Raw genomic sequence first — 25616 nt, 5'->3', positions numbered from 1 at the left:
CACGCCGTAACGTAGCCCGACGTGACCACCCTCGGAACCGGCGCTCCGCGCGCCCGGCGCTGGCTGCGCGACCACCCCCTGGCCATGGACGCCGCGCTCGCGCTGGTCGTCCTCCTGGTCATGCTCACCGTGTCGTTCGTCCATCCCGGTGTGCCCGAAGGATCGGGCCTCGCCGCCCGCAGCCCGGACGCCGGCGACGTGCTGCTGATGGCGGTCGGTGCCGCGGCGCTCCTCTGGCGGCGGCGCCGCCCCATGGCGGTGCTGGTCGTCACCCTCGTGCCGTCCGTCGTCGAGCTGCTGATCTCCGATCCGCCGTCGCCCGTGGTGATGACGAACGCCATCGCGCTGTACACCGTCGCCGCACGCACCGACCGGCCCACCACCTGGCGGGTCGGCCTGCTCACGGCGGTCGGGCTGACCGCCACGGCCATGTGTTTGGGCGCCGGCCCCTGGTACGGGCAGGAGAACTTCGGGGTCTTCGCCTGGACCGGCATGGCCTGCGCCGCGGGGGACGCCGTCCGCTCCCGGCGCGCCTTCGTCGACGCGATCCGGGAGCGCGCCGAACGCGCCGAGCGGACCCGGGACGAGGAGGCCCGGCGCCGGGTCGCGGAGGAGCGGCTGCGGATCGCCCGCGACCTGCACGACGTCGTCGCCCACCACATCGCGCTCGTCAACGTGCAGGCGGGCGTGGCCGCCCACGTCATGGACCGGCGCCCCGACCAGGCCAAGGAGGCGCTGGCCCACGTCCGGGAGGCCAGCCGGTCCGCGCTCGACGAACTCCGGGCCACCGTCGGCCTGTTGCGGCAGTCCGGCGACCCGGCCGCGCCGACCGAACCGGCCCCCGGGCTCGCGGTCCTGGACGAACTGGTGGATACCGTGCGGCGGGCCGGGCTCCCGGTGGAGGTGGCCTGCGCGGACGGGCGGCCCTCGCTGCCCGCGGCCGTCGACCTGGCCGCGTACCGGGTGATCCAGGAGGCCCTGACCAACGTCCGCAAACACGCGGGCCCGGGCGCGAGGGCGGAGATCAGCGTCGTACGGGTCGGGGCCGCCGTGGAGATCACCGTGATCGACAACGGCTCGCGCGGCGGCGGCCGGGGCCCGGGCGGCGACGCGTACGACGCGGGCGGTGATCACCGCTCGGGCGGCGGACACGGCCTGCTCGGCATGCGGGAACGCGTCACCGCGCTCGGCGGCACCCTCGCCGCCGGGCCCCGCTACGGCGGCGGATTCCGGGTCCATGCGATCCTGCCCGTCGAGGCCCGTGCGGCGGAGCCGGGGGGCTCGGGTACGACGGGGCGGACAGGCTGGAAGGACCGGACGGGCCAGACAGGCCGTACGGTCCGCGCGGGGGAGGACGAGAACGCATGACACCGCCCATCAGGGTGCTGCTCGTGGACGACCAGGCACTGCTGCGCAGCGCGTTCCGGGTGCTGGTCGACTCGGAGGCCGACATGGAGGTGGTCGGTGAGGCGGCGGACGGCGCCCAGGCCGTGGAAATCGCCCGCTCGACCCGCCCCGACGTGGTGCTGATGGACGTTCGGATGCCCGGCACGGACGGCCTCGCAGCGACCCGCATGATCAGCGCCGACCCGGAACTGGCGGGCGTACGGGTCGTCATGCTCACCACCTTCGAGGTGGACGAGTACGTGGTGCAGTCGCTGCGGGCCGGGGCGTCGGGCTTCCTCGGAAAGGGCGCGGAGCCGGACGAACTCCTCGCAGCCATCCGCATCGCGGCCGCGGGCGAGGCGCTCCTCTCACCGGCCGCGACCAAGGGCCTGATCGCCACCTTCCTCGCGCAGGGCGGCGGTTCGGGCGCCCGTGAGGGGACGGGGGCCGCCGAGCAGTCCGCGCGGCTCGCCGCGCTCACCGGCCGGGAACGCGAGGTGCTCGTCCTCGTCGCGGGCGGGTATTCCAACGACGAGATCGCCGAGCGGCTCGCCGTCAGCCCGCTCACCGTGAAGACCCACGTGAACCGGGCGATGGCGAAGCTCGGCGCGCGGGACCGGGCGCAGCTGGTGGTCATCGCGTACGAATCGGGTCTGGTGCGCGCCCGCGTGGAGTGAGGAACCCGCCCGGGGGGAGCGGGGCGGTCCCGGCCGCCCAGGTGCGAGCGGTTCCAGGTGCGGGCGCTCTTAGGGGTGGGTGGTCCCAGGGGTGGACGCAAGACCACCCGCGGGTGCGGCGAGGGGTGGAGAAAGGACGTACTCCAGCCGCGGTATGCGCGGCATAAGAAAGCGACCCAGGGGCCGAGGCTTCCGGGTCCGGCCATGAGAGATCGTGTACGTGGGCCGGGTCTGTCCCCCAACTGCCCGCCCACCTGCCGCGCAAGCCACAGAAGAGAGACCACCACCCATGTCCTGGCTGTCCAGATTCAGCCTCGCGCAACGGGCCCTGATCGGACTGATCTCGATCGTCGCCCTCGTCTTCGGCGTGATCGCGATACCGCAGCTCAAGCAGCAGCTGCTGCCCACCATCGACCTTCCGATGGTGTCGGTGCTCGCCCCCTACCAGGGTGCGTCGCCCGACGTGGTCGAGAAGCAGGTCGTCGAGCCGTTGGAGAACTCCATCAAGGCGGTCGACGGCGTCACCGGCATCACCTCGACCGCCAGCGAGGGCAGCGCCGTCATCATGGCGTCCTTCGACTTCGGCAGCGAGGGCACCAAGCAGCTCGTCGCCGACATCCAGCAGGCGGTGAACCGCGCCCGGGCCCAGCTCCCCGACACCGTGGACCCGCAGGTCGTGGCGGGTTCGTCGGACGACATGCCGACCGTCGTCCTCGCCGTCACCTCCGACAAGGACCAGCAGGCCCTCGCCGACCAGCTGGACCGCACGGTCGTTCCCGCGCTGGAGGACATCGAGGGCGTCGGCCAGGTCTCCGTGAGCGGCGTGCGGGACCTCCAGGTCTCCATCACCCCCGACGACCAGAAGCTCGCGGCGGCCGGTCTGAACGCCATGACGCTCTCCCAGGCGCTCAAGGCGGGCGGGGCGACGATCCCGGCCGGTTCCTTCTCCGAATCGGGCAAGAGCCGCACCGTCCAGGTGGGCGGGCAGTTCACGTCGCTGAAGCAGATCGAGGACCTGCGGGTCGCCGCGACGGACCCGGGCACGGGCCGGTCCGGCAAGGCCGTCCGGGTCGGTGACGTCGCCACCGTGAAGCAGGAGCCGGCCACGGCGGACTCCCTCACCCGCACCAACGGCCGGCCGAGCCTCGCCGTGATGGCCACGATGGACAAGGACGGCAGCGCCGTCGCCATCTCGGACGCGGTCAAGGACAAGCTCCCCGACCTGCGGGGGGACCTCGGTTCCGGTGCCGAGCTGACCATCGTCTCCGACCAGGGACCCGCCGTCTCCAAGGCCATCTCCGGTCTCACCACCGAGGGCGCGCTCGGCCTGGTCTTCGCCGTCGTGGTGATCCTGTTCTTCCTCGCCTCGCTGCGCTCCACGCTGGTCACGGCGGTCTCCATCCCGCTCTCCGTGGTCCTCGCACTGCTCGTGCTCTGGACCCGCGACCTGTCGCTCAACATGCTCACCCTCGGCGCGCTGACCATCGCGATCGGCCGCGTCGTCGACGACTCGATCGTGGTCCTGGAGAACATCAAGCGCCACCTCGGCTACGGCGAGGAACGCCGGACGGCGATCATCACCGCCGTCAAGGAAGTGGCCGGCGCGGTCACCTCCTCGACCCTCACCACGGTCGCCGTGTTCCTGCCGATCGGCCTCGTGGGCGGCATGGTCGGCGAACTCTTCGGCTCGTTCTCGCTGACCGTCACCGCCGCCCTGCTGGCGTCCCTGCTGGTCTCGCTGACGGTAGTCCCTGTTCTGTCGTACTGGTTCCTGCGTGCTCCCAAGGGCACCTCCCAGGACCCGGACGAGGCCCGCCGCCAGGCCGAGGAGCAGGAAGCCCGCAACCGGCTCCAGCGGCTGTACGTCCCGGTCCTGCGCTTCGCCACCCGGCGCCGGATCACCAGCGTCGTCATCGCGTTCGTGGTGCTGTTCGGCACCTTCGGCATGGCCCCGCTGCTCAAGACCAACTTCTTCGACGAGGGCGAGCAGGAGGTCCTGTCCGTCAAGCAGAAGCTGGCGCCCGGCACCAGCCTGGCGGCAACCGACGCGGCGGCCAGGAAGGTCGAGAAGGTCCTCAAGGACGAGAAGGGCGTCAAGGACTACCAGGTCACCGTCGGCTCCTCCGGCTTCATGGCCGCCTTCGGCGGCGGCACGGGCGCCAACCAGGCGTCCTACCAGATCACCCTGAAGGACGCGGGCGACGCCGAGGCCGTGCAAAAGCGCCTGGAGACGGAGTTCGGCAAGCTCGACGGCATCGGCGACACCACCCTCTCGGCGGGCAGCGGCTTCGGCAGCCAGGACCTCGCCGTCGTGGTCAAGGCCGCCGACGCGGACGTCCTGAAGAAGGCGTCCGAGCAGGTACGGGCCGAGGTAGCCGAGGTCAAGGACGTCACCGACGTCCAGAGCGACCTCGCGCAGAGCGTCCCCAGGATCTCCGTCAAGGCCAACGCCAAGGCGGCGGACGCGGGCTTCGACCAGACCACGCTGGGCGCCGTCGTCGCCGGAGCGGTGAGCGGCACCCCGGCCGGCAAGGCCGTCATGGGCGACACCGAGCGCGATGTCGTCGTCACCTCCGCCCACCCGGCCACCACGATGGCCGAGTTGAAGAAGCTCCCCCTCGGCCCGGTCCGGCTCGGCCAGATCGCCGACGTCGAACTGGTCCCCGGGCCGGTCTCGAAGACCCGCATCGACGGCCAGCGCGCGGCGACCATCACGGCCCGCCCGGTCGGTGACAACACCGGCGCGATCGGCACCGAACTCCAGAGCAAGATCAACGCCCTGAAGCTCCCGGAGGGCGCCACGGCCACCATCGGCGGCCTCTCCGAGGACCAGAGCGACGCGTTCCTGAAGCTCGGCCTCGCCATGCTGGCCGCGATCGCGATCGTGTTCATGCTGCTCGTGGCGACCTTCCGGTCCCTCATCCAGCCGCTGATCCTCCTGGTATCCATCCCGTTCGCCGCCACCGGCGCGATCGGCCTGCTCGTCCTCACCGGCACCCCGATGGGCGTCCCGGCGATGATCGGCATGCTGATGCTCATCGGCATCGTGGTCACCAACGCGATCGTCCTGATCGACCTGATCAACCAGTACCGCGCCCAGGGTCTGGGCATCGTCGAAGCGATCGTCGAGGGCGGACGCCACCGCCTCCGCCCGATCCTGATGACGGCACTCGCGACGATCTTCGCCCTTCTCCCGATGGCGCTCGGCGTCACCGGCGATGGCGGCTTCATCTCGCAGCCGCTCGCGGTGGTGGTGATCGGTGGCCTGGTCACCTCGACCCTGCTGACACTGCTCCTGGTCCCGACGCTCTACGCGATGGTCGAACTCCGCAAGGAGCGCCGCGCGAAGAAGAAGGCGGCCAGGCGGGCAGGGAAGACGGGCACGGACGCCCCGGCCCCGTCCGAGGGAACGCGCACGGCGGAGCCGTCGGGCGTGTAGCGGATCTGCTGAAGACGGCGACGGCCTGTCCCACGTTCACCCGTGGGACAGGCCGTTCCGTTGTGCCTGCTGATTCCCGCCGTTACTTGAGGGAGTTGACGAAGTCGTTCCAGGCGGGGGCGGAGATGAGGAGCGCGGGGCCGGCCGGCTGCTTGCTGTCGCGTACGGGGACGGTGCCGGGGATGCCGTCGGCGATTTCGACGCAGCTCCCCCCGTTGGTGTTGCTGTGGCTGCTCTTGCGCCAGGGGGCGTTGCTCAGCTCGGGGGTGTGTCGCATGGCTTGTAGTCCTCCATAGCCTTTCTGATCAGCTCTGCTGACTCGGCCAGGGAGAGCGCGTTGGCGCGCAGCACCTCGTACTGTCGACGCCGTTTCAGCACGGTCTCCCGGTCCTCGTGGAGGTAGCCGGTCGAGATGCTTTCTTCGTAGGCCACTGTGGTGTCGTCGGGGAGCGTCAGGAGATTGAGGGTGCCGCCCATGAGTGCGTGTGGCCCTGCGCTGAACGGCAGCACCTGAACTTTACAGTTCGGAGTATCCACATGTTCCAAGAGCGAGACCAGCTGTTTGAGCATGCCCTCTGGGGTACCAACCGGCCGCCTGAGAACGGCCTCATCGAGGATGGCCCAGCGCAGGGGAGCGGCGTCGGCCGGCCAATCGCGCCGTGACATCCGTGCGTTGACCAGTTGCTCTACCTGCTCAGCGTTCAGGTCTTCTTGGCAGCGCAGCAACTCGTATGCGTACTCCCTTGTCTGCAACAGCCCAGGAACGACCTGCGGCTCATACACCTCTATGACCTCCGCCTTGGCCTCGAAATCCATGTACCGGCGGTACTGGTCCGGGTGGATCTCCTTCTTCGCCAGCTCGTACAGCCCGTGGAAGTGCTTGTCCGTCCCGAACGCCGCGTCGAGCCGGGCCGGGATGTCCGGCGGCGGCATCAGCTCCGCCGTCTCGATCCGGGCGAGGGTGCTCTTGCTGGAGTTCAGGGTGTCCGCCAGCTGCACGAGGGACATGTTCGCGCGCTCGCGGTGGCGGCGCTGCTCGGAGCCGAAGTAGTGCCGGGCCGATAGATACGGAGTGAGGGGCTGAGGCTTGAACGTCATGGTGTGCGCCTTCCATATGTCCCGGTTTCAACGCTGGGACAGGGCAACCCTGTTGATGCACTTCATCGCAACGCGACGATGAGGGCACACACGGTAGCCGTAGCGTGTGGTCGCGTACCACGCGCATCTCGAACGGAGGCGATGACGACATGATGTTCGACGCGCAGGGGCGGCCCATGCGCCTGCTCCCCTGGACCAACGAGCGTGGAGGGCCGTGCTACTTGAGCACCGGCGACCCGAGCAGCCGGTTGTCGCTGCTGGCCGACGAGGTGGAGGCCGACCTGCTCGCATCCGCCGACTACGTGCTCATTGAGGCGCGGGCGCTGCTGGCCGAAAATGCGGTGGAGGAGCAGGAGTTGAGGTTCGCCGGAGTGAGGCTCGCGGAGTCGCTGCGGGACACCCTGCGGATCGCCACGAGCCGAGGAGAGCGGCTGGAAGCCGGGCTCACGCTTGCGGAGGACGAGAAAGCCGTGGCTTACGCAACAGAGCACTGCTCTCGTACCAGCGAGGCTTGAGCGGCTGGCCCGGAGGGACGGGGTGTTTCTCGGAATGGATCAGGAAATGGGCCTCGGGCAGATGCTTGGGTGTCGTGTGCAGTACGGGCATGTCCGTGCGGCCGATGGGCCCCAGCACGAGACAGGCGGTGGAGTTTGGCCTGGGGGACGGAGTCGCCCTCGGCAAGGTTTCGGTAGAAGATCCCGGCGAAGGCGCAAGCGTGTGCATCCGGGACCTGTCCATGCCAGCCGATGGCGACCGGGACGGAGCCGGTCGGCTCCTTGGCGAGCGGCTCTGTCCAGCAGTCATTGGGGTCGAGAAGACGCAGACCGAGGGAGGTGGTGGCGACGGCGCAGCCCCATAACCCCTCCAGGGCTACTGAGGTCTCGCTCCCGTCATTGGTGACGAACCGTGGTCCACCGTCAGGTGTGCTGCTCCCGGCGAAGTGAAGGACATGCGATGCGGTGCCCGACTCACACTGGACCAGGTGCTTGACGCGGGCAGACGCCTGATTCGGTGTGCGTGATGTTGCACTGCACGTCCCGGTGCTCCTCGTGGAGGGCCGGGGCGCCTTGCCGACGCCGGGTGAGGCGGCCAGGCGAGACAGATGACAGAGAACACGCGGCGGCAGTCTTGGCGAGCACCTGGATGATCCGAACCCGGAGCGCGGCGTACTGGTGGGCATGCATCCGCGCTGAGCGTGGCGACCTCCGAGACGAGGCGGTTGCGGAGGTCGGGCGATGTCTCAGTGACGAGGGGGATGAGATCTTCGGGAGCGATGTCTCTTGGGCAGCACCGTGGCCCGCCAGAAGGAGAGGACCAACCATGTCGGCGTGGGGGTGGTGGTATCGGCTTGCCGCCGACCCCAGCCCATGCACGCCGTAGCCACCGCGTATGCGTATGGAACAGGCAGGTGGGCCGCACCCCTGGAGAGAGTGCGGCCCACCGACCATGTCACCTACCGTCTCGTCGCTTCGTCGACAGCCGTGATGATGCTCAACGCCATGGAGTCGAAGTTCTCCCTGAAGAAGCTTGTCTTGTTGTAGAACCCCTCTTCAGAGAACCCGTTCCTCGCGATGAACGTCGTGGCCACCGCAGTCAGCGCCGAGTGGATGACGTGCAGTTCGCGCGCGGTCAGAGTGAAGTCGCGGGTGGTCTTGTGATCACCCTTGAGCCTTTCGGCCAGACGGTCGATCTCCTCCTGATCCGCGCCCAGCTGTACTACGAGGGCCTCGTCGGAGTATCCCCACCCCTGGAGCGTCCGCAGCGCCTCGAGCATCAGGTCGGTCTGGGTGGATGTGAGGCGTGTCCTGAACGTCCCCTCGACCTCGGTCAGCTTGATCTGTGTTCTCAAACCGGTCTGTCCTCCTCAGCTGGACGGAAGCGGATCGAACTTCGAGAGGAACTTCTCTTTGGTCATCCGGTATCCGTGGATGTACCGGTCCTTGATGATGACGAGGACTCCCTTCGCCTCGTCGAAGGCGACGGTGTTCTTGGTGGTGGGGTCGATGTGGGTAGCCTTGCCCCGCCACTTGGCCCAGTACTTGGCCAGTTCCTCGACGTTCGTGCCGATGCCGGGGATGGCGTGGTCGATGGCGTTCTTCGTCGGCTTTCCGTCCGCACCCTTCTCCTGCATCTTGCGCCAGTTGTACTCGACGCCGTCGGTGATGTCGCTGCCGTACCTCTGGTCTAGATCGTCTAGCGTCTCGTAGGGAAGGTCGCCGATCTCCCTGTCGAGATTACAGACGTCCTCGGCAGCCGCACGGGCAAGGGACTTGCCCACGCAGGGCGGCGTGTTGGGGTCCTTCCTGGCCTTCTCGATGAGGTCCCGGAGCTTCTTCAGTGTCCGCTTGCCCTTTGCGGACGCCTCGAAGAACTTGGTGATCCCCGCAGTGACCCGGGCGACCGCGACGGTGAGCGCCGGGAGCTTCGCCACCACGACGGCGACGCTGGCGGCGTTGATCAGCGTCCACAGGCAGGCTTCGATGTCGCCCTTAGTGAAGCAGGTCTTCGCATCGGTGTAGCCGACGACATCGAGGATGATCTCGCCACCGTTGGCCTTGATCCAGTCGAGTACGTCCTGAGCCGTCGCGTTCTTGGCGGCCCGCCAGTCATCGACACAGCTCTGACCGCACAGGCGCAGCAGGATGGCTTCCTCTTCGCCCGACAGATCGGCACCGGTGTCGACGGGTCCTTCCGCCCGCTCGGCCCGTGCGGCCTCGATCCGTTGCCGCAGGGCCTCCTCAGCGCGCGTCGCAGCCTCGTCGGCCTCGACGGCGCTGGCCTGAGCGTTCGCGGCCGCGGTCTCCGCTCTGTCGGCCGCCTCCTCCGCGTACTGGGCGATGCTCACGGCGCTGTCGGCATCACTCTGGGCGGCATTCGCCGCGTTGCGAGCACCCTCGGCGTCCAGCTCGGCCTCGGTCGCCGCGTCGCGCGCGGCAGCGGCCTCGCTCTCGGCGGCGGTCGCAGCCGTGTCGGCGGTGTCCGCGTACCCTCGTGCCTCGATGTCGTACTCGGTGGCGCGGCCCGCGGCGCTCTGTGCCGCGGCCGCGTCGGCCGCTGCCGCCTTCGCGGAGGCCCGTGCCTTGGTGACGGAGATCGCGGCCTTCGCCGCCTGGGCCGCAGCCGTGGCCGCCGCCTCCGCCGCCAGCTTGCTGTCGGCATCGGCCCGCTCGGCGGCATCCTTCGCCGCCTCGGCGGCCTCGGCCGCTTCATCGGCCTTGGCCTGCGCTGCGGCGGCTTGCTGGTCGGCCAGCGTCATGGCGTTCTGGCCCACCAGTACGGCCATACCCGCCGATGCGTCGGTCTCCTGGTAGGGGCTGCCCAACGAGATCGCTTCGTTGGCGGGATCGATCACCTCCTTCGCGGCGTCGCCAGCTGCCGTGGCCGCCTGGGCCGCCGCGAACGCCTGTCCCGCGGTCACGGCGCTCTCGGCCCGGGCCTGATCGGCCTGCGAGCGGGCTTCCGCCGCGTTGGCCTTGGCCGCGACCGCGTTGGCCGCCGCCACGCGACTGAAGCCCTCCGCCGCCCGGGCGCGCCCTGCGGCGGCCTTGGAAGCCGCGATGGCATCGGCTGCCGCGGCGTGTGCTGCCGTGGCCTGGGCGTGGGTGGTCGCCGCCGCCGCCTTCGCGCCGTTCGCGGCGGCCCTGGCACGCTCGGCCGCGCCTGTGGCCTCCGTCGCCGCCTTGCGAGCGGCGATCGCCGCGGTACTCGCCTCGTTCGCCGCGGTGCGAGCACGGGAGGCAGCAGCCGACGCGTCATTCGCCGCGGCCCTGGCCTCGGTGGCCGCTGCTCGGGCCGCGGCGGCGTTGTCGGTTCCCTCCGCAGCGGCGGCTGCCGCTTCGTAGGCCGCTGCCCTGGAAGCGGCGGCGTCCTTCTTCCGCTCAGCAGCGACTGCCCTGTCCCTGGCTGCGGCCGCCTCCATCTCGGAGACAAGGGCGGCCTGGGACTTCGAGTCCGCCACCCCGCCGGCCGCGGTGGCACGTTCGAGAGCGTCCGCTGCGGCCTTCCGTTCCGTCACGGCTCGCGCCTCGGCAGCGGTGGCCTTCGCGCGTTCGGAGTCGGCCCGCTTGCGCGCCGCCGCTGCGGCCGCCTTTTCCTGCTGCGCGGTCTCCATTTTTGAACGAGCGTCCGCGGCAGCGGCCTTGGCCTTGCCCTCCGCAGTCTCGGCACGCGTACGTGCCGACTTGGCCTTCGCTGCTTCGCCGGCGGCAAGAGTGGCCTGCTCGTCGGCTGCCTTGGCTGCCGCCGTGGCTTGAGCGGCGTTCTCCTCCGCGGCTGCGCGCCGGTACTCCGCCTCCAGGGCGTTCGCCTCCGCTCGGGCGCGGGAGAACAGGGCGCCGTTGTCCGCGACCGTGGCCTTGGACGCCTGCAAAGCGGTGTTGGCCGCCTTGTACGCGGCCTGCGCACCCGCCGCGGACGCCTTTGCGACCTGCGCCGACTGCTGGGCGTAGGCGAGGCCACGGCCCTGCGGAGTGCCCGCTGCCTTGGCGACCTCAGCGGCCGCGGCCTGAGCCGTGTCCGCCCTGGACGCCTGGGTCGCGGCGTCTTCGGCGAGCGACTTCGCGAGCGCCAGTTGCGCGTTGATGCGCGTCTGGGTGTTCTTCAGCTCCGTTTCGATCTGGCTCTTCTGCGCCGCCGTGGGCTGCCAGTTCGGCCCTTGAGAGCGCTGCCAGGCCAGTACCTCCTCGGCCACCCACGCCTGGCCGACCGCCTCGACCATGGCGAACGAGGCGTTCCAGAGGTCGTCGTAGGCCGCGGCCTCGGCGGCGACGATGGTGTTCCGGTACGGGGCCTGGGCATCGAGCTCCGCCTGCCATTCGTTGCGTGCGGTCTCGACGACCTCACCCATGACCCGGTACGGGTCGGCGGGGTTCTCGAAGTCGCAGTTGGACCAGCGGACCTTCAGCGACTCGACCTCGGTACGATGCTCCATCGTTCCTGGTACTGGTGCGGTCTTCGGGAATCCGCCGAACTGCAGAAACATCCGTGCATCGTCGGCGGACATCCCGACGGAGAGATCCTTGAGCGTGCCACCGGACGAGCCCATCACTGCTGCCAGTTCCTTCTGGAACTTGTCGAGCGCCTGGAAATACTCGTCACTGTCCTGCGTCTCGCCGATGATCTCGGTGACACGATCGAGCGATTCCTTGCCCGCCCTTGGGACGAGGTCGGCGAAGGTTGCCTTCGAGGTGCGCTCGTGGGAATCACGGCGGAACTCGCGTGTGGCTGTGTCGAACTCTGGTGCGTCGAAGTGGTACTCGAACTTGTTGATCTGCTCCAGCCAGCGTTTCTGCTGTTCGGTCTCGAAGCCCGGGGGTGGCGGTGCGGTCTTCCAGTCCTCGTCGTTCGCCAGATCGACCGGACTCTCGGCCGAGGCATTCTCCGTCAGCGCGTCACGGCGATCCTGGGGCGTTCCTGCCAGGGCCGACTGGGCCAGGCCCTTGACGAGTGGTCCTCCGTTATGGAGGACGCTCCCGAGCCTGCATTGATCGGCTTGCTCCTGCTCGCCTGTGTCGGAACTGGGCGTCCACGTATTCCAGTTGACCGGATCAGGCTTTTTGAAGTTCGTCCAGATGCTCCACTCCGGCCAGCGGTCCCACTTGAGGTCCGGAAAGCCTGGAGGAACATCGGAGGCGGAGGCCGCCGCGATAGCTGCCGGTCCCGTGGCCGTGGTCCGGGACGCGACCGCCGCCGCGTCGGCGGTCGACGCGAGTAGGGACATGGTGGTGGTGGCGGCCGCCACCATGAAGGTACGTCTAAGTACCCTCCGTAAGCGTGGTGAGGTTGTCGATCTTATGGGGCTCATCCCATAGCGCCCTTCTGATGCACTGATTGACGCCGCGACCGGTTCGTCGACAGCGATGGTGCCTCCGGATTCCTTCAGCGACGCAGGGCTCGCGAGCAGCTGCGGTACCGGGCACGTGATCCGGAGAAAATGTGGGCCAGGGCCGGGCAGGGCAGACAGGGCCCTCCCACGCATGCTGCGTTCGGAGGAGCGACAGCCATCGGCGGAAAGTAAGGAGCCATGACGTCGCGTCCGCGTCCGCGCCCGTGCTCATGCGCTACTGAGCTCTCGGGAACGAGGTACTGGAGGCGGCCATGGTGTCCCGGGCGAGTTCGTAACCCGGCAGCAGCTTTTCGTGCTCCTGTGTGTCAAGGCCGCCCACGTGAATGATCACATACCCCTCGGGAAGCAACACGGAAAGTGCGCGTTCCCTTTTCGCGGGACCGTCCGCCGAAGATTTGAGATATGTGACTTCCGTTGCGGAAAAAGGGCCAGCTTTTGTCTCGCGGTACTCAGGGCCGGAGATTTTCTTTTCCTCGGCCAAGTAGGCGTCGAGCGCGCTGCGGGAGTTCTTCGCGGTGCCGGTGCCGCTCCACACGCGCAGGAAGCCGAAGACGCCCGCAGGCTTGGCATCGACTTCACAGGCCAGGGTGGCATCGCCCTGCCTGGGGAGGGAGCCGGCTGTGCCAACCACGGGGCGCGGAGTCCACGAGGGTGCGATGTCGAACGTCACGGGCAGGGTACACGCGGTACCGGCCCCGCCGATCGAACCCGATCGCGCAGCCGGTTCGATACCGTCCTGCCAGACGGAAACTTCTGGCGCGGATGAACAGGCGGTGATAATGCCCGCCAAAAGAGTGGCCAAAGGTACCGCAAAGCAGAGCCTACGCATCTCATCCCCCGCGCGATTCCGATCATGGAAGCCGTCTCAAGCTATATTGCCGTCATGGCAGCGTCAATTGGCTAGATTTTCCCACCTGTCTATTTCTTTCCTCCTGGGGCACTTCCAGCCATATCAGGGGGCAGATTCAGGTCAGGCGTGCCGAGGCCCCGTCGACCGTAGGCCCTCACCCTCCCGCCCCGGGAGGTGGCGCGTGCTTGCCCCGCGCCGGACGTCACCAACCGTGGCCCCGGTGACGGGCGCTGATCTCCGAGGGGTCGGCCACTCGGCGGGTACGGACGGAACTCTGGGCACCAGCCGCACCAAGAGCGCGCAATGCTGCAGAATTCCGCCGTCGGCGACGAGATGACGGTCGAACCGGGCGTGGCAGCGCCTCGGACTGTGGGGTGCCAGTTCATCCGCCAACCGGGAACGACACGCCTTCCTCGCGCCGGGTACCAGGTAGCGGCATTCCGCCTCGATCAGTGGTCCCACCGACCGGCCGATCCCCCTGTGGTCCGGCGCGGGACCTACGGACCGACCGACTGAACGCGCATGCGACCTGCTCCGTGTTCGTTCAAGGCGGACCGCTGATGCACGAACCTCAGCCCGGTCGCATCAACGGGCATGACTGCGAAACAGCCGCAAGACCATCTGTCCAGGTCAGCGGCCCGAAGTCACCCATCTCGGCAGGTCACGGGTCCGCCTGGTCTCTTCCGGGATATCTGACCTCAGCGGAGCTGCCATACCATCACCGGGCGCACGGTAGTCATGCGGCGTTTCTGGCGCGCTGGCGGGGTTCGTCGCACTTTTCCCTTCGCGACGGCGGAGGCCCGCGAGTTGTGGATACAACAGCGTAGTTGCGGGTGGGACGCGCGGATGCCGGTCGGGCGGTATTCGGCCCGACCGGCATCCGCGCGTACAGAACCGGCTACGGAAGCGCCAGCATCCGTTCCAGGGCCAGCTTCGCGTACTTCTCGGTCTCCGGGTCGACCTGGATCCGGTTGACAAGCTTGCCGTCGGCCAGCGACTCCAGGGCCCAGACCAGGTGGGGCAGGTCGATGCGGTTCATCGTCGAGCAGAAGCAGACCGTCTTGTCGAGGAAGACGATCTCCTTGCCCTCGGGGGCGAAACGGTTCGCCAAGCGGCGCACCAGGTTCAGTTCCGTGCCGATCGCCCACTTCGAGCCGGCCGGGGCCGCCTCCAGGGCCTTGATGATGTACTCCGTGGAGCCGACGTAGTCGGCCGCCGCCACGACCTCGTGCTTGCACTCCGGGTGGACCAGCACGTTGACGCCCGGTATGCGCTCGCGCACGTCGTTGACGGAGTCCAGCGAGAAGCGGCCGTGCACCGAGCAGTGCCCGCGCCACAGGATCATCTTCGCGTTCCGCAGTTCCTCGGCGGTCAGGCCGCCGTTCGGCTTGTGCGGGTTGTAGACGACGCAGTCGTCGAGGGACATCCCCATGTCCCGGACCGCCGTGTTCCGGCCCAGGTGCTGGTCGGGCAGGAAGAGCACCTTGGCGGCCCCGGACTCCCGCTGCTCGAAGGCCCACTCCAGCGCCCGCTTCGCGTTGGACGAGGTGCAGATCGTGCCGCCGTGCCGCCCGGTGAACGCCTTGATGTCGGCGGAGGAGTTCATGTACGAGACCGGCACCACCTGGTCCGCGATCCCGGCCTCGGTCAGCACGTCCCAGCACTCGGCGACCTGCTCGGCGGTGGCCATGTCGGCCATGGAGCAGCCCGCGGCCAGGTCCGGCAGCACGACCTGCTGGTCGTCCGTGGTCAGGATGTCCGCGGACTCGGCCATGAAGTGCACGCCGCAGAAGACGATGTACTCCGCCTCCGGGCGCGCCGCCGCGTCACGGGCGAGCTTGAACGAGTCGCCGGTGACGTCGGCGAACTGGATGACCTCGTCGCGCTGGTAGTGGTGGCCGAGGACGAACACCTTGTTCCCGAGCTTCTCCTTGGCCGCGCGGGCACGCTCCACGAGGTCCGGGTCGGACGGGGCGGGCAGGTCGCCGGGACACTCGACACCGCGCTCGCTCCTCGGGTCGGCCTCGCGGCCGAGGAGGAGCAGCGCGAGGGGCGTCGGCTGGACGTCGAGATCCTGAACGGGGTGGGCCGTGGTCACGTCACGCACCCTTTCTTCTCTGCGGAGGAGCCTTTTCGTCGAAATGACGTTATCTATGATAACCGCTTTATGTCACTTTGACGATGGCCATAGTGTCGATGTGACGCATTCCCTGGCGGGGCCCGTGTGCGAGCATGAAGGGAACAGGCAAGCGCTCGGCCCGGAATGATTCCGCGGTCCCGACGGTTGCAACGTCGGCAAGCAGTCTCCGTACAACCCCGGGAGAGAAGCAGATGTCCGTATCGGACGAGACCACCACCGTGAGCGACGGCATCCTCCTGTCCGACGCCGCCGCCGCGAAGGTAAAGAGCCTGCTGGAGCAGGAAGGCCGCGACGACCTGGCGCTGCGCGTCGCCGTCCAGCCCGGCGGTTGCTCGGGCCTGCGCTACCAGCTCTTCTTCGACGAGCGCTCGCTCGACGGCGATGTCGTCAAGGAGTTCGACGGCGTCAAGGTCGTCACCGACCGGATGAGCGCTCCGTACCTGGGCGGCGCCTCCATCGACTTCGTCGACACCATCGAGAAGCAGGGCTTCACGATCGACAACCCGAACGCCACGGGTTCCTGCGCCTGCGGCGACTCCTTCAGCTGAGCCGCGAAGCGGCCGGGCCCGAAGCGGCCCGCTCCTGACAGGGCCGAGCCCGAAGGTGGAGACGGAGCAATCACGACGGAGGCGGCGGCCCCGGAAATCCGGAGCCGCCGCCTCCGTCGTGCGTCCGGGCCGTCCGTGGGGCCGCCGCCTCCGCCGCGCGTACGAGGCCGCGTGCGGGTGAAGCCGTACGTACGAAGCCGTGCGTACGGGGACCGTCAGGCGCGCGGTACGCGGGCGCCCGAGGCCGCGTCGATCACCGCCCGGTCACCGAGCGGCGCGTCCAGTGTCACCGTCCGGGTCAGCTCCTCGGCCATCGTCACGCAGACCTTCTTCCCCTCCTGCTTCGACTCCGTCACCGTCACCCGCACCGTCTTCCCGTCCTCGGCCGCGCTCGCCGCGTACGTGCTGCACACGCCGCCCCAGAACGTCACCGACAAGGTCCGTCCGTCGGCGCTGTACGACTGGATCTGCCGCGAGCTGCCGGACGTGCCGCCCTCCCCGGCCGACGGCGCCTCCGGGGCGTCCTTCGCCAGATACGCCGGGTCCACGGCGACCTGAGCCACCGTCGTGCCCGCGCCGCCCGCGGCGGGCCGCACCGAGAAGAGCCAGGACGGCACGAGGGCCTGCTCGCCCGCCACGTACCGCATCGACAGGCCGAACACCGCCTTGTCGATCGTGACCGTCGTCGTCGGCGGCTCCGCCCCGCTCCGCGCTCCGCAACGGCCCTCCGGCGACTTCAGGTCGCCCTCCAGCGGAACGGGCTCGGCGCACCCGCCGACTCCGGAGCCCCGGCCCGTCCGCGACGACGAACCGTTGAGCTGCTTCAGCGCCTCACCCGCGCTGATCACCGGATAACCGTCGCCCTTCTCCAGGTCCTTCAGATGCCCGCTTCCGCCGACCACGTCACCGTCCGGACCCACCTGGATGCCGGTCGACCAGCCGTACGTGGGCAGCCCGTCCACCACCGGATCGGCGTTCACCACCCGTGCGGATCCCATCAGCTGGCGGGCGTCGAGGGCGGCGTCGTCCAGCCCCACCGCCTTCAGCACCGGCGTCGCGGCGGCCCTGGCGGCGCTCTCGCCCACCGGGGAGCCGCTGCCGCCCGGAGACGCCTTCCCGCTCGAACAGACCGACGCCCCCCGGCGGCAGTCGTCGGTCCCCCCGGAGCCGTACCGGGCGAAGGACCAGGTGCCCGGGGCCTGCTTGTCCACCCGGAGGAGCGGCCCCGAGCCGTCCTTCTCCGACCCCACCGTCCAGGACGTGCCCTCCGCCCGCGGCGTGCCCGCCAGGCCCAGCGCCTTTGCCAGCCGGGTCACCTCCGCCGCCGTGACCGTGCCCACCGCGCGGCGCACCTCGGCGCGGCCCGGCCCCTGGGGCAGCGGCCCGGACACGCGGTGGACCACCCTCCCCCCATGCGGATCGGGCTCACCGATCGCGATGCCCTGCGGGGGCCCGTCCGGTGCCGCCGGCGCAGTGTCCACACGCTCGTCCAGGGCCAGCGGGGGAGGAGCGGAGCCCCCGCCACCGGCCGCCGCCCCGCCACTGCTCGCGCCGTCGCCGTTCGCCGCGGTCGCCGCCCAGTACGCGCCACCGCCGCCGGCCAGCAGTACCGCCGCCGCCACCGAGGCCACGACCACGGAACGTTTCGAAAGCCCTGTCCGGGCGGACGCCGTCTCGTCCGGAACACCACCCGGTGCCCCGTCCGGAGCATCCTTTAGCGGTGAACCTCGCCGGGCGCCGGTCGCCTCGTCCCGGGGACCGGTCACGTCGTTGTCGGGTCGCTCGGTGCTCAACCGGATCCGCTCCTTCGCCTGTGCTGCCGCCGTCACAGGCCGTCGGTCGGCCTGTCGTCCGCCCCTCGGATCGGGACGACGATGGGACGGGGCACAGGGCCGTACGGTTCCGCCTGGTGGGCGACGACCACGACCAGGTGGCGTCCGCGCCGCGCGCCGTCGACCACCCGGACCAGGTGGCCGCCCTCACCCCGGGACAGAACAGCTAGCCCGCGAGCCGCTCCGCGGCCCGCTCGCCCCGCCGCCCGACCGGCTCGACGCCATGGGCTTCGCCGAGCCCAGTCGGTGGCATGCCGTGGTAGATCGCCTCGTACGAGCCCGCCGGCACGATGTATGTCTCGTGCCAGATGCCGACACTCCCCGCGGCGCTCCGCGCACGGCGGTTGAACGCCGCCCAGGCGGGGCGGTGCTGTCGTTCCGGGGCCGAGGCGTAGGCGAGCAGCTTCTCGTGCGACTCCCAGTACTGGACGAGCGTGTGGGTGCGCAGCCCGGCTGCGTACCCCCGGTATCCCAGCAGCCCGCTGCCCTCCTCGCGCGCAAGCTCGTTGAGCATGCGTGGCATGGCCGTGAAGGCGGGCAGCCAGTGGCGCACCGACCGCCACCGGTTGATCCGCATGCCGATGAGGAAGACCACCACGTCCCCCTTGGCCGCCGTCGTGACTCGCCCCGCTATCGGTGCCTTACCCATGCCGCGCTCCCCACTGTCCTATTGGATAGCGTCACTATCCATGATTGGATAGTGACAGTATCCGAAGGGGGGCGCAAGTTGATGAGATTGGCCGAGCTGAGTGAGCGCAGCGGGGTGTCCGCCTCGACGATCAAGTACTACCTGCGGGAAGGGCTGCTCCAGCCCGGCCACCGGGTCACCGCCACCCAGGCCGCCTACGGCGAGGAGCACCTGCGCCGGCTGCGTCTGGTGCGGGCGCTGATCCAGATCGGCAAGGTGCCGGTGGCCGTCGCGCGGGAGGTGATCGCCGCAGCGGAGGACGCGTCGCTGGACCACCACATGCGGCTCGGCGCGGCCGCCCGGGCGCTGCCGCATGGCCCGGGGCCCGCCGAGGAGGACGAGGACGACGAGGCGACCGGGATCGCGCGCCGCTCGGTGGAGGCGTTGCTGGAGCAGTTGGACTGGCACTGCACGCACGAGGACGCCTCCCCCGCCCTCGGCACGCTCGTCGCCTCTGTCGCCGCGCTCGTCCGCCTCGGTTACCCCTGCGACACCGCGCACCTGTTGTCGTACGGCCGCATCGCCGCCGAGCTCGCTGTCGCCGACCTGGACGCGGTGGAGGAGCAGCCCACGGCGGCCGGGCAGATCGAGGCGGCCGTCGCGCTGACCGTGCTGTACGAACCGGTGCTGCTCAGCCTGCGCAGGCTGGCGCACGTCCAGGAATCGGCCCGTCGGTTCGGGGGCCGCTACTGACTTCGGCTCGTCAGGCCCGCGCGCCGTCGGCGCGCCCGGCCGCCGCACCAGGCCGCCCGGCCGCAGGTCCCGGAGCCGGGTGGAGCGGGGGCGCGGACGCCCGACGTTCAGTCGCCGTACGCGGACATGCCGTCCACCAGCCGGGCGGACGCCGCCGGCACGGTCACACCGTGGATCCGCTCCGGGGGTACCCGGTCGGGAGCGGGCTTCCTGCGGGCCACCCAGTGCGGCGCCATCCGCGCGCAGTCACCGCGCAGCTCCGACAGGCTGCTGATCTCGGACTCGCGCGTGGCGATGTGATTCGGCATGACGGCACCGTAGGCATCGCCCACCCTGAGAAGAAAGCCCTACTATCGGGTAGTTTTCCCTCCTTCAGGGCGCGCACCGGGAACGGTAGCGTGAACTGTCACGCCGCCCAGGGAACAAGACCACCCGTTCCCCCCGATCTCCGCAGGAGCACTCTTCCCGTGCGCATCGCAGTCACCGGCTCCATCGCCACCGACCACCTCATGACGTTCCCCGGCCGATTCGCGGACCAGTTGGTCGCGGACCAGTTGCACACGGTCTCGCTCTCCTTCCTGGTCGACAACCTCGACGTGCGCCGGGGCGGTGTCGCCGCCAACATCTGCTTCGGCATGGGTCTGCTCGGCACGAACCCGATCCTGGTCGGCGCCGCCGGATCCGACTTCGACGAGTACCGCTCCTGGCTCGACCGCCACGGCGTCGACACCGGCTCGGTCCGGATCTCCGAGGTCCTGCACACCGCCCGGTTCGTCTGCACGACGGACGAGGACCACAATCAGATCGGCTCCTTCTACACGGGCGCCATGAGCGAGGCCCGGCTCATCGAGCTGCAGTCCGTCGCCGACCGTGTCGGCGGCCTCGACCTCGTCTCGATCGGCGCCGACGACCCCGAGGGCATGCTCCGCCACACCGAGGAGTGCCGCTCCCGGGGCATCCCGTTCGCCGCCGACTTCTCGCAGCAGATCGCCCGGATGGACGGCGAGGAGATCCGCATCCTGCTCGACGGCGCCACGTACCTCTTCTCCAACGAGTACGAGAAGGGCCTCATCGAGTCCAAGACCGGCTGGAGCGACGAGGAGATCCTCTCCCGGGTCGGCCACCGGGTCACCACCCTCGGCGCCCGCGGCGTCCGCATCGAGCGCGCCGGGCACCAGCCGATCGAGGTCGGCTGCCCGGAGGAGGAGAGCAAGACCGACCCGACCGGCGTCGGCGATGCCTTCCGGGCCGGATTCCTCTCCGGCCTCGCCTGGGGCGTCAACCTGGAGCGCGCCGCCCAGGTTGGCTGCATGCTCGCCACCCTGGTCATCGAGACCGTCGGCACCCAGGAGTACACCCTGCGCCGCGCCCACTTCATGGAGCGCTTCACCAAGGCGTACGGCGACGAGGCCGCCGACGAGGTCCGCACGCACCTGGGCTGACCCACCCGGCGGAATCTCAGGTCAGTCGGCGGACCGTATAGGCCGAGCCGCGGTCCGCCGGCTCCTCGCCCACGTACTCCTGCTCACGCATCGCGCACCACGCCGGGATGTCCAGGCGCGCCGCGTCGTCGTCGGAGAGGACCGTCACCGTCCCGCCCGGCGGCACGTCCCCGATCACCTTCGCGAGCTCGATCACCGGCACCGGGCAGCGCTTGCCCAGGGCGTCGACCACCAGCGAGGCGGCCCCGGCGGCCTCCCCGGGTGCCGGCACGGGCGCGCCCAGCCTCTTCCGTACCTCCGCGACCGCCCGCGGGAGCACGTCCAGGAAGCGGTCCACGTCCTCATCCGTGGTGCCGCGCGGCAGCGACACCCGTACGTTCCCCTCCGACAGCACCCCCATCGCTCTCAGCACATGGCTCGGGGTCAGCGTGCTGCTGGTGCAGGACGAACCGGACGACACGGAGAACCCGGCCCGGTCCAGTTCGTGCAGCAGCGTCTCCCCGTCGACATAGAGACACGAGAAGGTCACCAGATGCGGCAGCCGCCGCACCGGATCGCCGACCACCTCGACATCGGGCACCAGCCCCCGCACCCCGGTCCGGATCCTGTCCACCAGGACCCGCAGCCGCGCCGCCTCCGCCGCGGCCTCGGCCCGCACGGCCCGCAGCGACGCCGCCGCGGCCACCACCGCCGGAAGGTTCTCGAACCCCGCCGACCGCCCCGACTCGCGCTCGTCGGCCGGTCCCCGGGCCGCGAACCGCGTCCCCTTGCGCACCGCCAGCAGCCCGACCCCCGAGGGCCCGCCCCACTTGTGCGCGGAGGCCGCCAGCAGCGACCAGCCCTCCGGCACCGGTCCCCAGCCCAGCGACTGCGCCGCGTCCACCAGGAGCGGCACCCCCGCGGCCCGGCAGATCTCCGCGACCCGGGCGACCGGTTGCTCGGTGCCGACCTCGTGATTGGCGGACTGCAGACAGGCCAGCGCGGTGTCCGCGCGCAGCACCCGCGCGAACTCCGGCGCGCTCACCGCCCCCGACCGGTCCACCGCGACCTCGGTGACCTCCCCGCCCTCCGCCGTATGGGCGGCCGCCGTGTGAAGTACGGAGGAGTGTTCGACCGCGGAGACAACCAGATGGCGGCCGACACGCCGACGTCCCGCGAGGGCACCGGAGATGCCGGAATGCACGGCCAGCGTCCCCGAAGGAGTGAAGGTCAGCTCGTCCGGACGGCAGCCGACGGCCTCCGCGGCGGTCTCCCGGGCCGCGTCCAGCAGCAGCCGGGCGCGCCGCCCCTCGCGGTAGAGCCTGGCCGGGTCGGCCCACCCCTCGTCCAGCGCGGCGAGCAGCGCCTGACGGGCGACGGGGTGCAGGGGAGCGGAGGACGCGGCATCGAAGTAGGGCACATGACCACGCTAGCCCGCCCCGTCCCGCCCCGGCGCCGGGACGCCTCCCGGGTCGCGCCCCGCCCCATCCGGGGCCGGGTCGCCCGCCACCGCACCCCGGCCCCCATCCGCGCCTCCGGCCCGTGCCCCGGCGCCGTGACACACCCCGCCGCGCCGCCAGGGCACGCCGCCCCTTCCGGGGGCCGACCCCGGTGCGGGCCCGGCGCGCCACGAGGAGAAGGGGCGTCAGATGGCGGTCGCGAGCCCGCATTCCACCCCTTCGGGGAGTCGGGCGGCGCGTTGGGCACCCTCCCCGCGCGACCCCAAATGGCGTCCAGTAGGGTTTGGTCCGCATAAACATCCAAACCCCTGCCCGCGTCAGGGCGGCGACCGACCAGAACGACCGGCCGCGCCGACCGCGTGGGCGAGACTCTCGGGAAGGCGCTACGTGAGTCCCAACGGCTCCGACCGCTCGTCGCGGCGCCCGATGCGGCGGAAGCTGCCGCAGGTGCTGACTGCGGGCCTGATCGTGGCAACAGCCACCGGTTGCACATATAAGGACTTCCCCCGCCTCGGTATGCCCACGCCGGTCACGGAAGAAGCACCGCGGATCCTCTCCCTCTGGCAGGGCTCGTGGGCGGCAGCGCTCGCCACGGGCGTCCTGGTCTGGGGCCTGATCCTGTGGTGCGTCATCTTCCACCGGCGCAGCCGCACCAAGGTCGAGGTTCCTACGCAGACCAGGTACAACATGCCCATCGAGGCGTTGTACACCGTGGTCCCCCTGATCATCGTCTCGGTGCTCTTCTACTTCACCGCGCGCGATCAGTCCAAGCTCCTCGAACTCAAGAACCCGACCCACACCATCAACGTGGTCGGTTACCAGTGGAGCTGGGGATTCAACTACATCGAGAACGTGGACGGCTCGACCGCTACGGGGAACAAGGTCCCCAAGGAGCTCGACGCCATCCCGGACAAGTACCAGAAGGACTTCCCCAAGGGCGCGGAGGGTGTCTACGACTACGGCGTCCCGGGCACGCGCAACCCCCAGAACGGCAACCCCGGCCCGACCCTGTGGCTGCCGAAGGGTGAGCGCGTCCGCTTCGTCCTGACCTCGCGCGACGTCGTCCACTCCTTCTGGGTGGTGCCGTTCCTGATGAAGCAGGACGTCTTCCCGGGCCACACCAACGCCTTCGAGGTGACTCCCACCCAGGAGGGCACCTTCATGGGCAAGTGCGCCGAACTCTGCGGCGTCGACCACTCCCGCATGCTCTTCAACGTCAAGGTCGTCTCCCCGGAGCGCTACCAGGCGCACCTCAAGGAGCTGGCGGAGAAGGGCCAGACGGGCTACGTGCCGGCCGGCATCAAGCAGACTGACCCGGCCAGGAATGCGGAGACGAACAAACTGTGAGCATCCTCAACGAACCTCAGGGTGCCGCGGCAGCAGACGACTCGTACGAGGACGAGCTGCCGGTCCGGCGCAAGCAGCCCGGAAACCTCGGCGTCAAGTGGCTGACCAGCACCGACCACAAGACGATCGGCACGCTCTACCTGATCACGTCGTTCGCGTTCTTCTGCATCGGCGGTCTGATGGCGCTCTTCATGCGCGCCGAGCTGGCCCGCCCCGGCACGCAGATCATGTCGAACGAGCAGTTCAACCAGGCGTTCACGATGCACGGCACGATCATGCTGCTGATGTTCGCGACGCCGCTGTTCGCCGGTTTCGCGAACTGGATGATGCCGCTGCAGATCGGCGCGCCCGACGTGGCGTTCCCGCGGCTGAACATGTTCGCCTACTGGCTGTACCTCTTCGGCTCGCTGATCGCGGTGGGTGGCTTCCTCACCCCGCAGGGTGCGGCAGACTTCGGCTGGTTCGCCTACTCCCCGCTGACGGACGCGGTCCGTTCGCCGGGTATCGGCGGCGACATGTGGATCATGGGTCTGGTGCTCTCCGGGTTCGGCACGATCCTCGGTTCGGTCAACTTCATCACCACCATCATCTGCATGCGCGCACCCGGCATGACGATGTTCCGCATGCCGATCTTCACCTGGAACGTCCTGCTGACCGGTGTGCTGGTCCTGCTGGCCTTCCCGGTTCTCGCCGCCGCGCTCTTCGCGCTGGAGTTCGACCGTAAATTCGGTGCGCACATCTTCGACGCGGCCAATGGCGGGGCAATGCTCTGGCAGCACCTCTTCTGGTTCTTCGGCCATCCAGAGGTGTACATCATCGCTCTGCCGTTCTTCGGAATCATTTCCGAGATCATTCCGGTGTTCAGCCGGAAGCCGATGTTCGGTTACATCGGTCTGATCAGTGCCACGATCGCCATCGCGGGTCTTTCCGTGACGGTGTGGGCGCACCACATGTACGCCACCGGCGGTGTGCTGCTGCCGTTCTTCTCCTTCATGACGTTCCTCATCGCGGTACCCACCGGGGTGAAGTTCTTCAACTGGATCGGCACGATGTGGAAGGGGTCCTTGTCCTTCGAGACCCCGATGCTCTGGGCTATCGGCTTCCTGATCACCTTCACCTTCGGTGGTCTGACCGGTGTGATCCTGGCAGCGCCCCCGCTGGACTTCCACGTCACGGACTCGTACTTCGTCGTCGCGCACTTCCACTACGTCATCTTCGGCACCGTGGTCTTCGCGATGTTCGCCGGATTCCACTTCTGGTGGCCGAAGTTCACCGGCAAGATGCTGGACGAGCGGCTCGGCAAGATCACTTTCTGGACGCTGTTCGTGGGCTTCCACGGCACGTTCCTGGTGCAGCACTGGCTGGGTGCCGAGGGCATGCCGCGTCGTTACGCGGACTACCTCGCCGCCGACGGCTTCACCGCCCTGAACACGGTCTCGACGATCGCCTCGTTCCTGCTCGGCCTGTCGATGCTGCCGTTCTTCTACAACGTGTGGAAGACCGCCAAGTACGGCAAGAAGATCGAGGTCGACGACCCGTGGGGCTACGGCCGTTCGCTGGAGTGGGCGACCTCGTGCCCGCCGCCGCGGCACAACTTCCTCGCGCTGCCGCGGATCCGTTCCGAATCCCCGGCGTTCGACCTGCACCACCCCGAGATCGCGGCTCTGGAGCAGCTGGAGCTCACCCCCGAGGGTGAGAAGGCCGTCGCCGGCGGCAAGGAGGCGGGCAAGTGAAGATCCAGGGAAAGATGTTCCTCTGGCTGAGCGTCTTCATGCTCGCCATGGCGATCACGTACGGCGTGTGGGCGAAGGAGCCGGTCGGCACCACCGTCCTCCTCCTGGCCTTCGGTCTGGCCGTCATGATCGGCTTCTACCTGGCCTTCACGGCCAAGCGGGTCGACGCCATGGCGCAGGACAACAAAGAGGCGGACATCGTCGACGAGGCCGGCGAGGTGGGATTCTTCTCCCCGCACAGCTGGCAGCCGCTCTCTTTGGCCGTGGGTAGTTCCCTCGCCTTCCTGGGCGTCATCTTCGGCTGGTGGCTGCTGTACTTCTCGGCCCCGATGATCCTGATCGGCCTGCTCGGCTGGGTCCTCGAGTACTACCACGGCGAGAACCGCACCCAGTGACCTGAGGTCACCGCTTCACCGGCTCCGTCCAACGGGGGCCCGTACCTCCACCAAAAGAGGTACG

Annotated in this window: 20 protein-coding genes; 10 read left to right on the top strand and 10 right to left on the bottom strand. The window is 69.4% G+C overall.

Annotated features, from left to right (window positions below):
- The first annotated feature begins 21 nt into the window (after window positions 1–21).
- From ACGF2V_RS07295 to ACGF2V_RS07285, 3 genes are all read left to right on the top strand, one after another.
- On the top strand, window positions 22–1368 hold the full coding sequence (locus ACGF2V_RS07295; protein WP_362703976.1) for a sensor histidine kinase: 1347 nt from the start codon (window positions 22–24) through the stop codon (window positions 1366–1368).
- On the top strand, window positions 1365–2063 hold the full coding sequence (locus ACGF2V_RS07290; protein WP_362703974.1) for a response regulator transcription factor: 699 nt from the start codon (window positions 1365–1367) through the stop codon (window positions 2061–2063). The genes ACGF2V_RS07295 and ACGF2V_RS07290 overlap by 4 nt, the downstream gene beginning before the upstream one ends.
- 289 nt (window positions 2064–2352) lie before the next feature.
- Window positions 2353–5502 (top strand): efflux RND transporter permease subunit, encoded by a 3150-nt coding sequence (locus tag ACGF2V_RS07285; RefSeq protein WP_362703971.1) that lies wholly within the window; start codon window positions 2353–2355, stop codon window positions 5500–5502.
- 82 nt (window positions 5503–5584) lie between these two features.
- Here ACGF2V_RS07285 and ACGF2V_RS07280 read toward each other — a convergent pair whose 3' ends face one another.
- Window positions 5585–5779 carry a DUF397 domain-containing protein gene (locus tag ACGF2V_RS07280; RefSeq protein WP_362703969.1) on the bottom strand — a complete coding sequence of 65 codons (195 nt, stop codon included), beginning with the start codon at window positions 5777–5779 and terminating at the stop codon, window positions 5585–5587.
- Window positions 5758–6600 carry a helix-turn-helix transcriptional regulator gene (locus ACGF2V_RS07275; protein WP_362703966.1) on the bottom strand — a complete coding sequence of 281 codons (843 nt, stop codon included), beginning with the start codon at window positions 6598–6600 and terminating at the stop codon, window positions 5758–5760. The genes ACGF2V_RS07280 and ACGF2V_RS07275 overlap by 22 nt, the downstream gene beginning before the upstream one ends.
- Before the next feature lie 149 nt (window positions 6601–6749).
- Between ACGF2V_RS07275 and ACGF2V_RS07270 the strand changes: the two genes are divergently transcribed.
- Window positions 6750–7115: a hypothetical protein gene (locus ACGF2V_RS07270; RefSeq protein ID WP_362629982.1), complete on the top strand. Its 366-nt coding sequence runs from the start codon at window positions 6750–6752 to the stop codon at window positions 7113–7115.
- A 938-nt stretch (window positions 7116–8053) separates the two neighbouring features.
- On the opposite strand, the gene ACGF2V_RS07265 is transcribed toward ACGF2V_RS07270, so the two are convergent.
- The 4 genes from ACGF2V_RS07265 to nadA all read right to left on the bottom strand — a co-directional run bounded on the left by ACGF2V_RS07265 (window position 8054) and on the right by nadA (window position 15402).
- The gene (locus tag ACGF2V_RS07265) at window positions 8054–8449 is read right to left on the bottom strand and encodes a hypothetical protein (RefSeq protein WP_362629985.1); all 396 of its coding nucleotides are present in this window, start codon (window positions 8447–8449) and stop codon (window positions 8054–8056) included.
- 15 nt (window positions 8450–8464) lie between these two features.
- A complete protein-coding gene (locus ACGF2V_RS07260) occupies window positions 8465–12343 on the bottom strand; it encodes a hypothetical protein (protein ID WP_362703964.1) in 3879 nt (1292 codons plus the stop codon).
- Window positions 12344–12659: 316 nt separating this feature from the next.
- A complete protein-coding gene (locus tag ACGF2V_RS07255) occupies window positions 12660–13274 on the bottom strand; it encodes a lipoprotein (protein ID WP_362703962.1) in 615 nt (204 codons plus the stop codon).
- Window positions 13275–14193: 919 nt separating this feature from the next.
- Complete coding sequence (gene nadA / locus ACGF2V_RS07250) at window positions 14194–15402, bottom strand: quinolinate synthase NadA (RefSeq protein WP_362703960.1); 1209 nt, start codon at window positions 15400–15402, stop codon at window positions 14194–14196.
- A gap of 224 nt (window positions 15403–15626) precedes the next feature.
- Between nadA and erpA the strand changes: the two genes are divergently transcribed.
- Window positions 15627–15983: an iron-sulfur cluster insertion protein ErpA gene (erpA, locus tag ACGF2V_RS07245; protein WP_362629994.1), complete on the top strand. Its 357-nt coding sequence runs from the start codon at window positions 15627–15629 to the stop codon at window positions 15981–15983.
- Between the two features lie 215 nt (window positions 15984–16198).
- On the opposite strand, the gene ACGF2V_RS07240 is transcribed toward erpA, so the two are convergent.
- Window positions 16199–17776, bottom strand: coding sequence for a hypothetical protein (locus ACGF2V_RS07240; protein WP_392911074.1), 1578 nt, complete (start codon window positions 17774–17776; stop codon window positions 16199–16201).
- A 205-nt stretch (window positions 17777–17981) separates the two neighbouring features.
- Entirely contained in the window at window positions 17982–18464 is a 483-nt protein-coding gene (locus tag ACGF2V_RS07235; protein ID WP_362628014.1) for a DUF4188 domain-containing protein, read from the bottom strand.
- An 81-nt stretch (window positions 18465–18545) separates the two neighbouring features.
- On the opposite strand from ACGF2V_RS07235, the gene ACGF2V_RS07230 reads away from it, so the two are divergent.
- Entirely contained in the window at window positions 18546–19196 is a 651-nt protein-coding gene (locus tag ACGF2V_RS07230; RefSeq protein ID WP_362703955.1) for a MerR family transcriptional regulator, read from the top strand.
- Between the two features lie 107 nt (window positions 19197–19303).
- Here ACGF2V_RS07230 and ACGF2V_RS07225 read toward each other — a convergent pair whose 3' ends face one another.
- The gene (locus tag ACGF2V_RS07225) at window positions 19304–19504 is read right to left on the bottom strand and encodes a hypothetical protein (protein WP_362703952.1); all 201 of its coding nucleotides are present in this window, start codon (window positions 19502–19504) and stop codon (window positions 19304–19306) included.
- A gap of 159 nt (window positions 19505–19663) precedes the next feature.
- On the opposite strand from ACGF2V_RS07225, the gene ACGF2V_RS07220 reads away from it, so the two are divergent.
- On the top strand, window positions 19664–20638 hold the full coding sequence (locus ACGF2V_RS07220; RefSeq protein ID WP_362628022.1) for a carbohydrate kinase family protein: 975 nt from the start codon (window positions 19664–19666) through the stop codon (window positions 20636–20638).
- 16 nt (window positions 20639–20654) lie between these two features.
- Here ACGF2V_RS07220 and ACGF2V_RS07215 read toward each other — a convergent pair whose 3' ends face one another.
- A complete protein-coding gene (locus ACGF2V_RS07215; RefSeq protein ID WP_362703949.1) occupies window positions 20655–22037 on the bottom strand; it encodes an aminotransferase class V-fold PLP-dependent enzyme in 1383 nt (460 codons plus the stop codon).
- Between the two features lie 427 nt (window positions 22038–22464).
- Here ACGF2V_RS07215 and ACGF2V_RS07210 point away from each other — a divergent pair, with 427 nt between their 5' ends.
- The 3 genes from ACGF2V_RS07210 to ACGF2V_RS07200 are packed head-to-tail and all read left to right on the top strand — an operon-like array spanning window position 22465 to window position 25552.
- Window positions 22465–23424, top strand: coding sequence for a cytochrome c oxidase subunit II (locus tag ACGF2V_RS07210; protein WP_362628028.1), 960 nt, complete (start codon window positions 22465–22467; stop codon window positions 23422–23424).
- Window positions 23421–25157, top strand: coding sequence for a cytochrome c oxidase subunit I (gene ctaD, locus ACGF2V_RS07205; RefSeq protein WP_362703946.1), 1737 nt, complete (start codon window positions 23421–23423; stop codon window positions 25155–25157). Before ACGF2V_RS07210 ends, ctaD begins: the two co-directional genes overlap by 4 nt.
- Window positions 25154–25552 (top strand): cytochrome c oxidase subunit 4, encoded by a 399-nt coding sequence (locus ACGF2V_RS07200; protein WP_362628033.1) that lies wholly within the window; start codon window positions 25154–25156, stop codon window positions 25550–25552. The genes ctaD and ACGF2V_RS07200 overlap by 4 nt, the downstream gene beginning before the upstream one ends.
- Window positions 25553–25616: the final 64 nt, after the last annotated feature.

The organism is Streptomyces sp. NPDC047982 (assembly GCF_043204165.1).
Lineage (GTDB): Bacteria > Actinomycetota > Actinomycetes > Streptomycetales > Streptomycetaceae > Streptomyces.
This window is presented reverse-complemented; position numbering and strand designations above follow the sequence as displayed.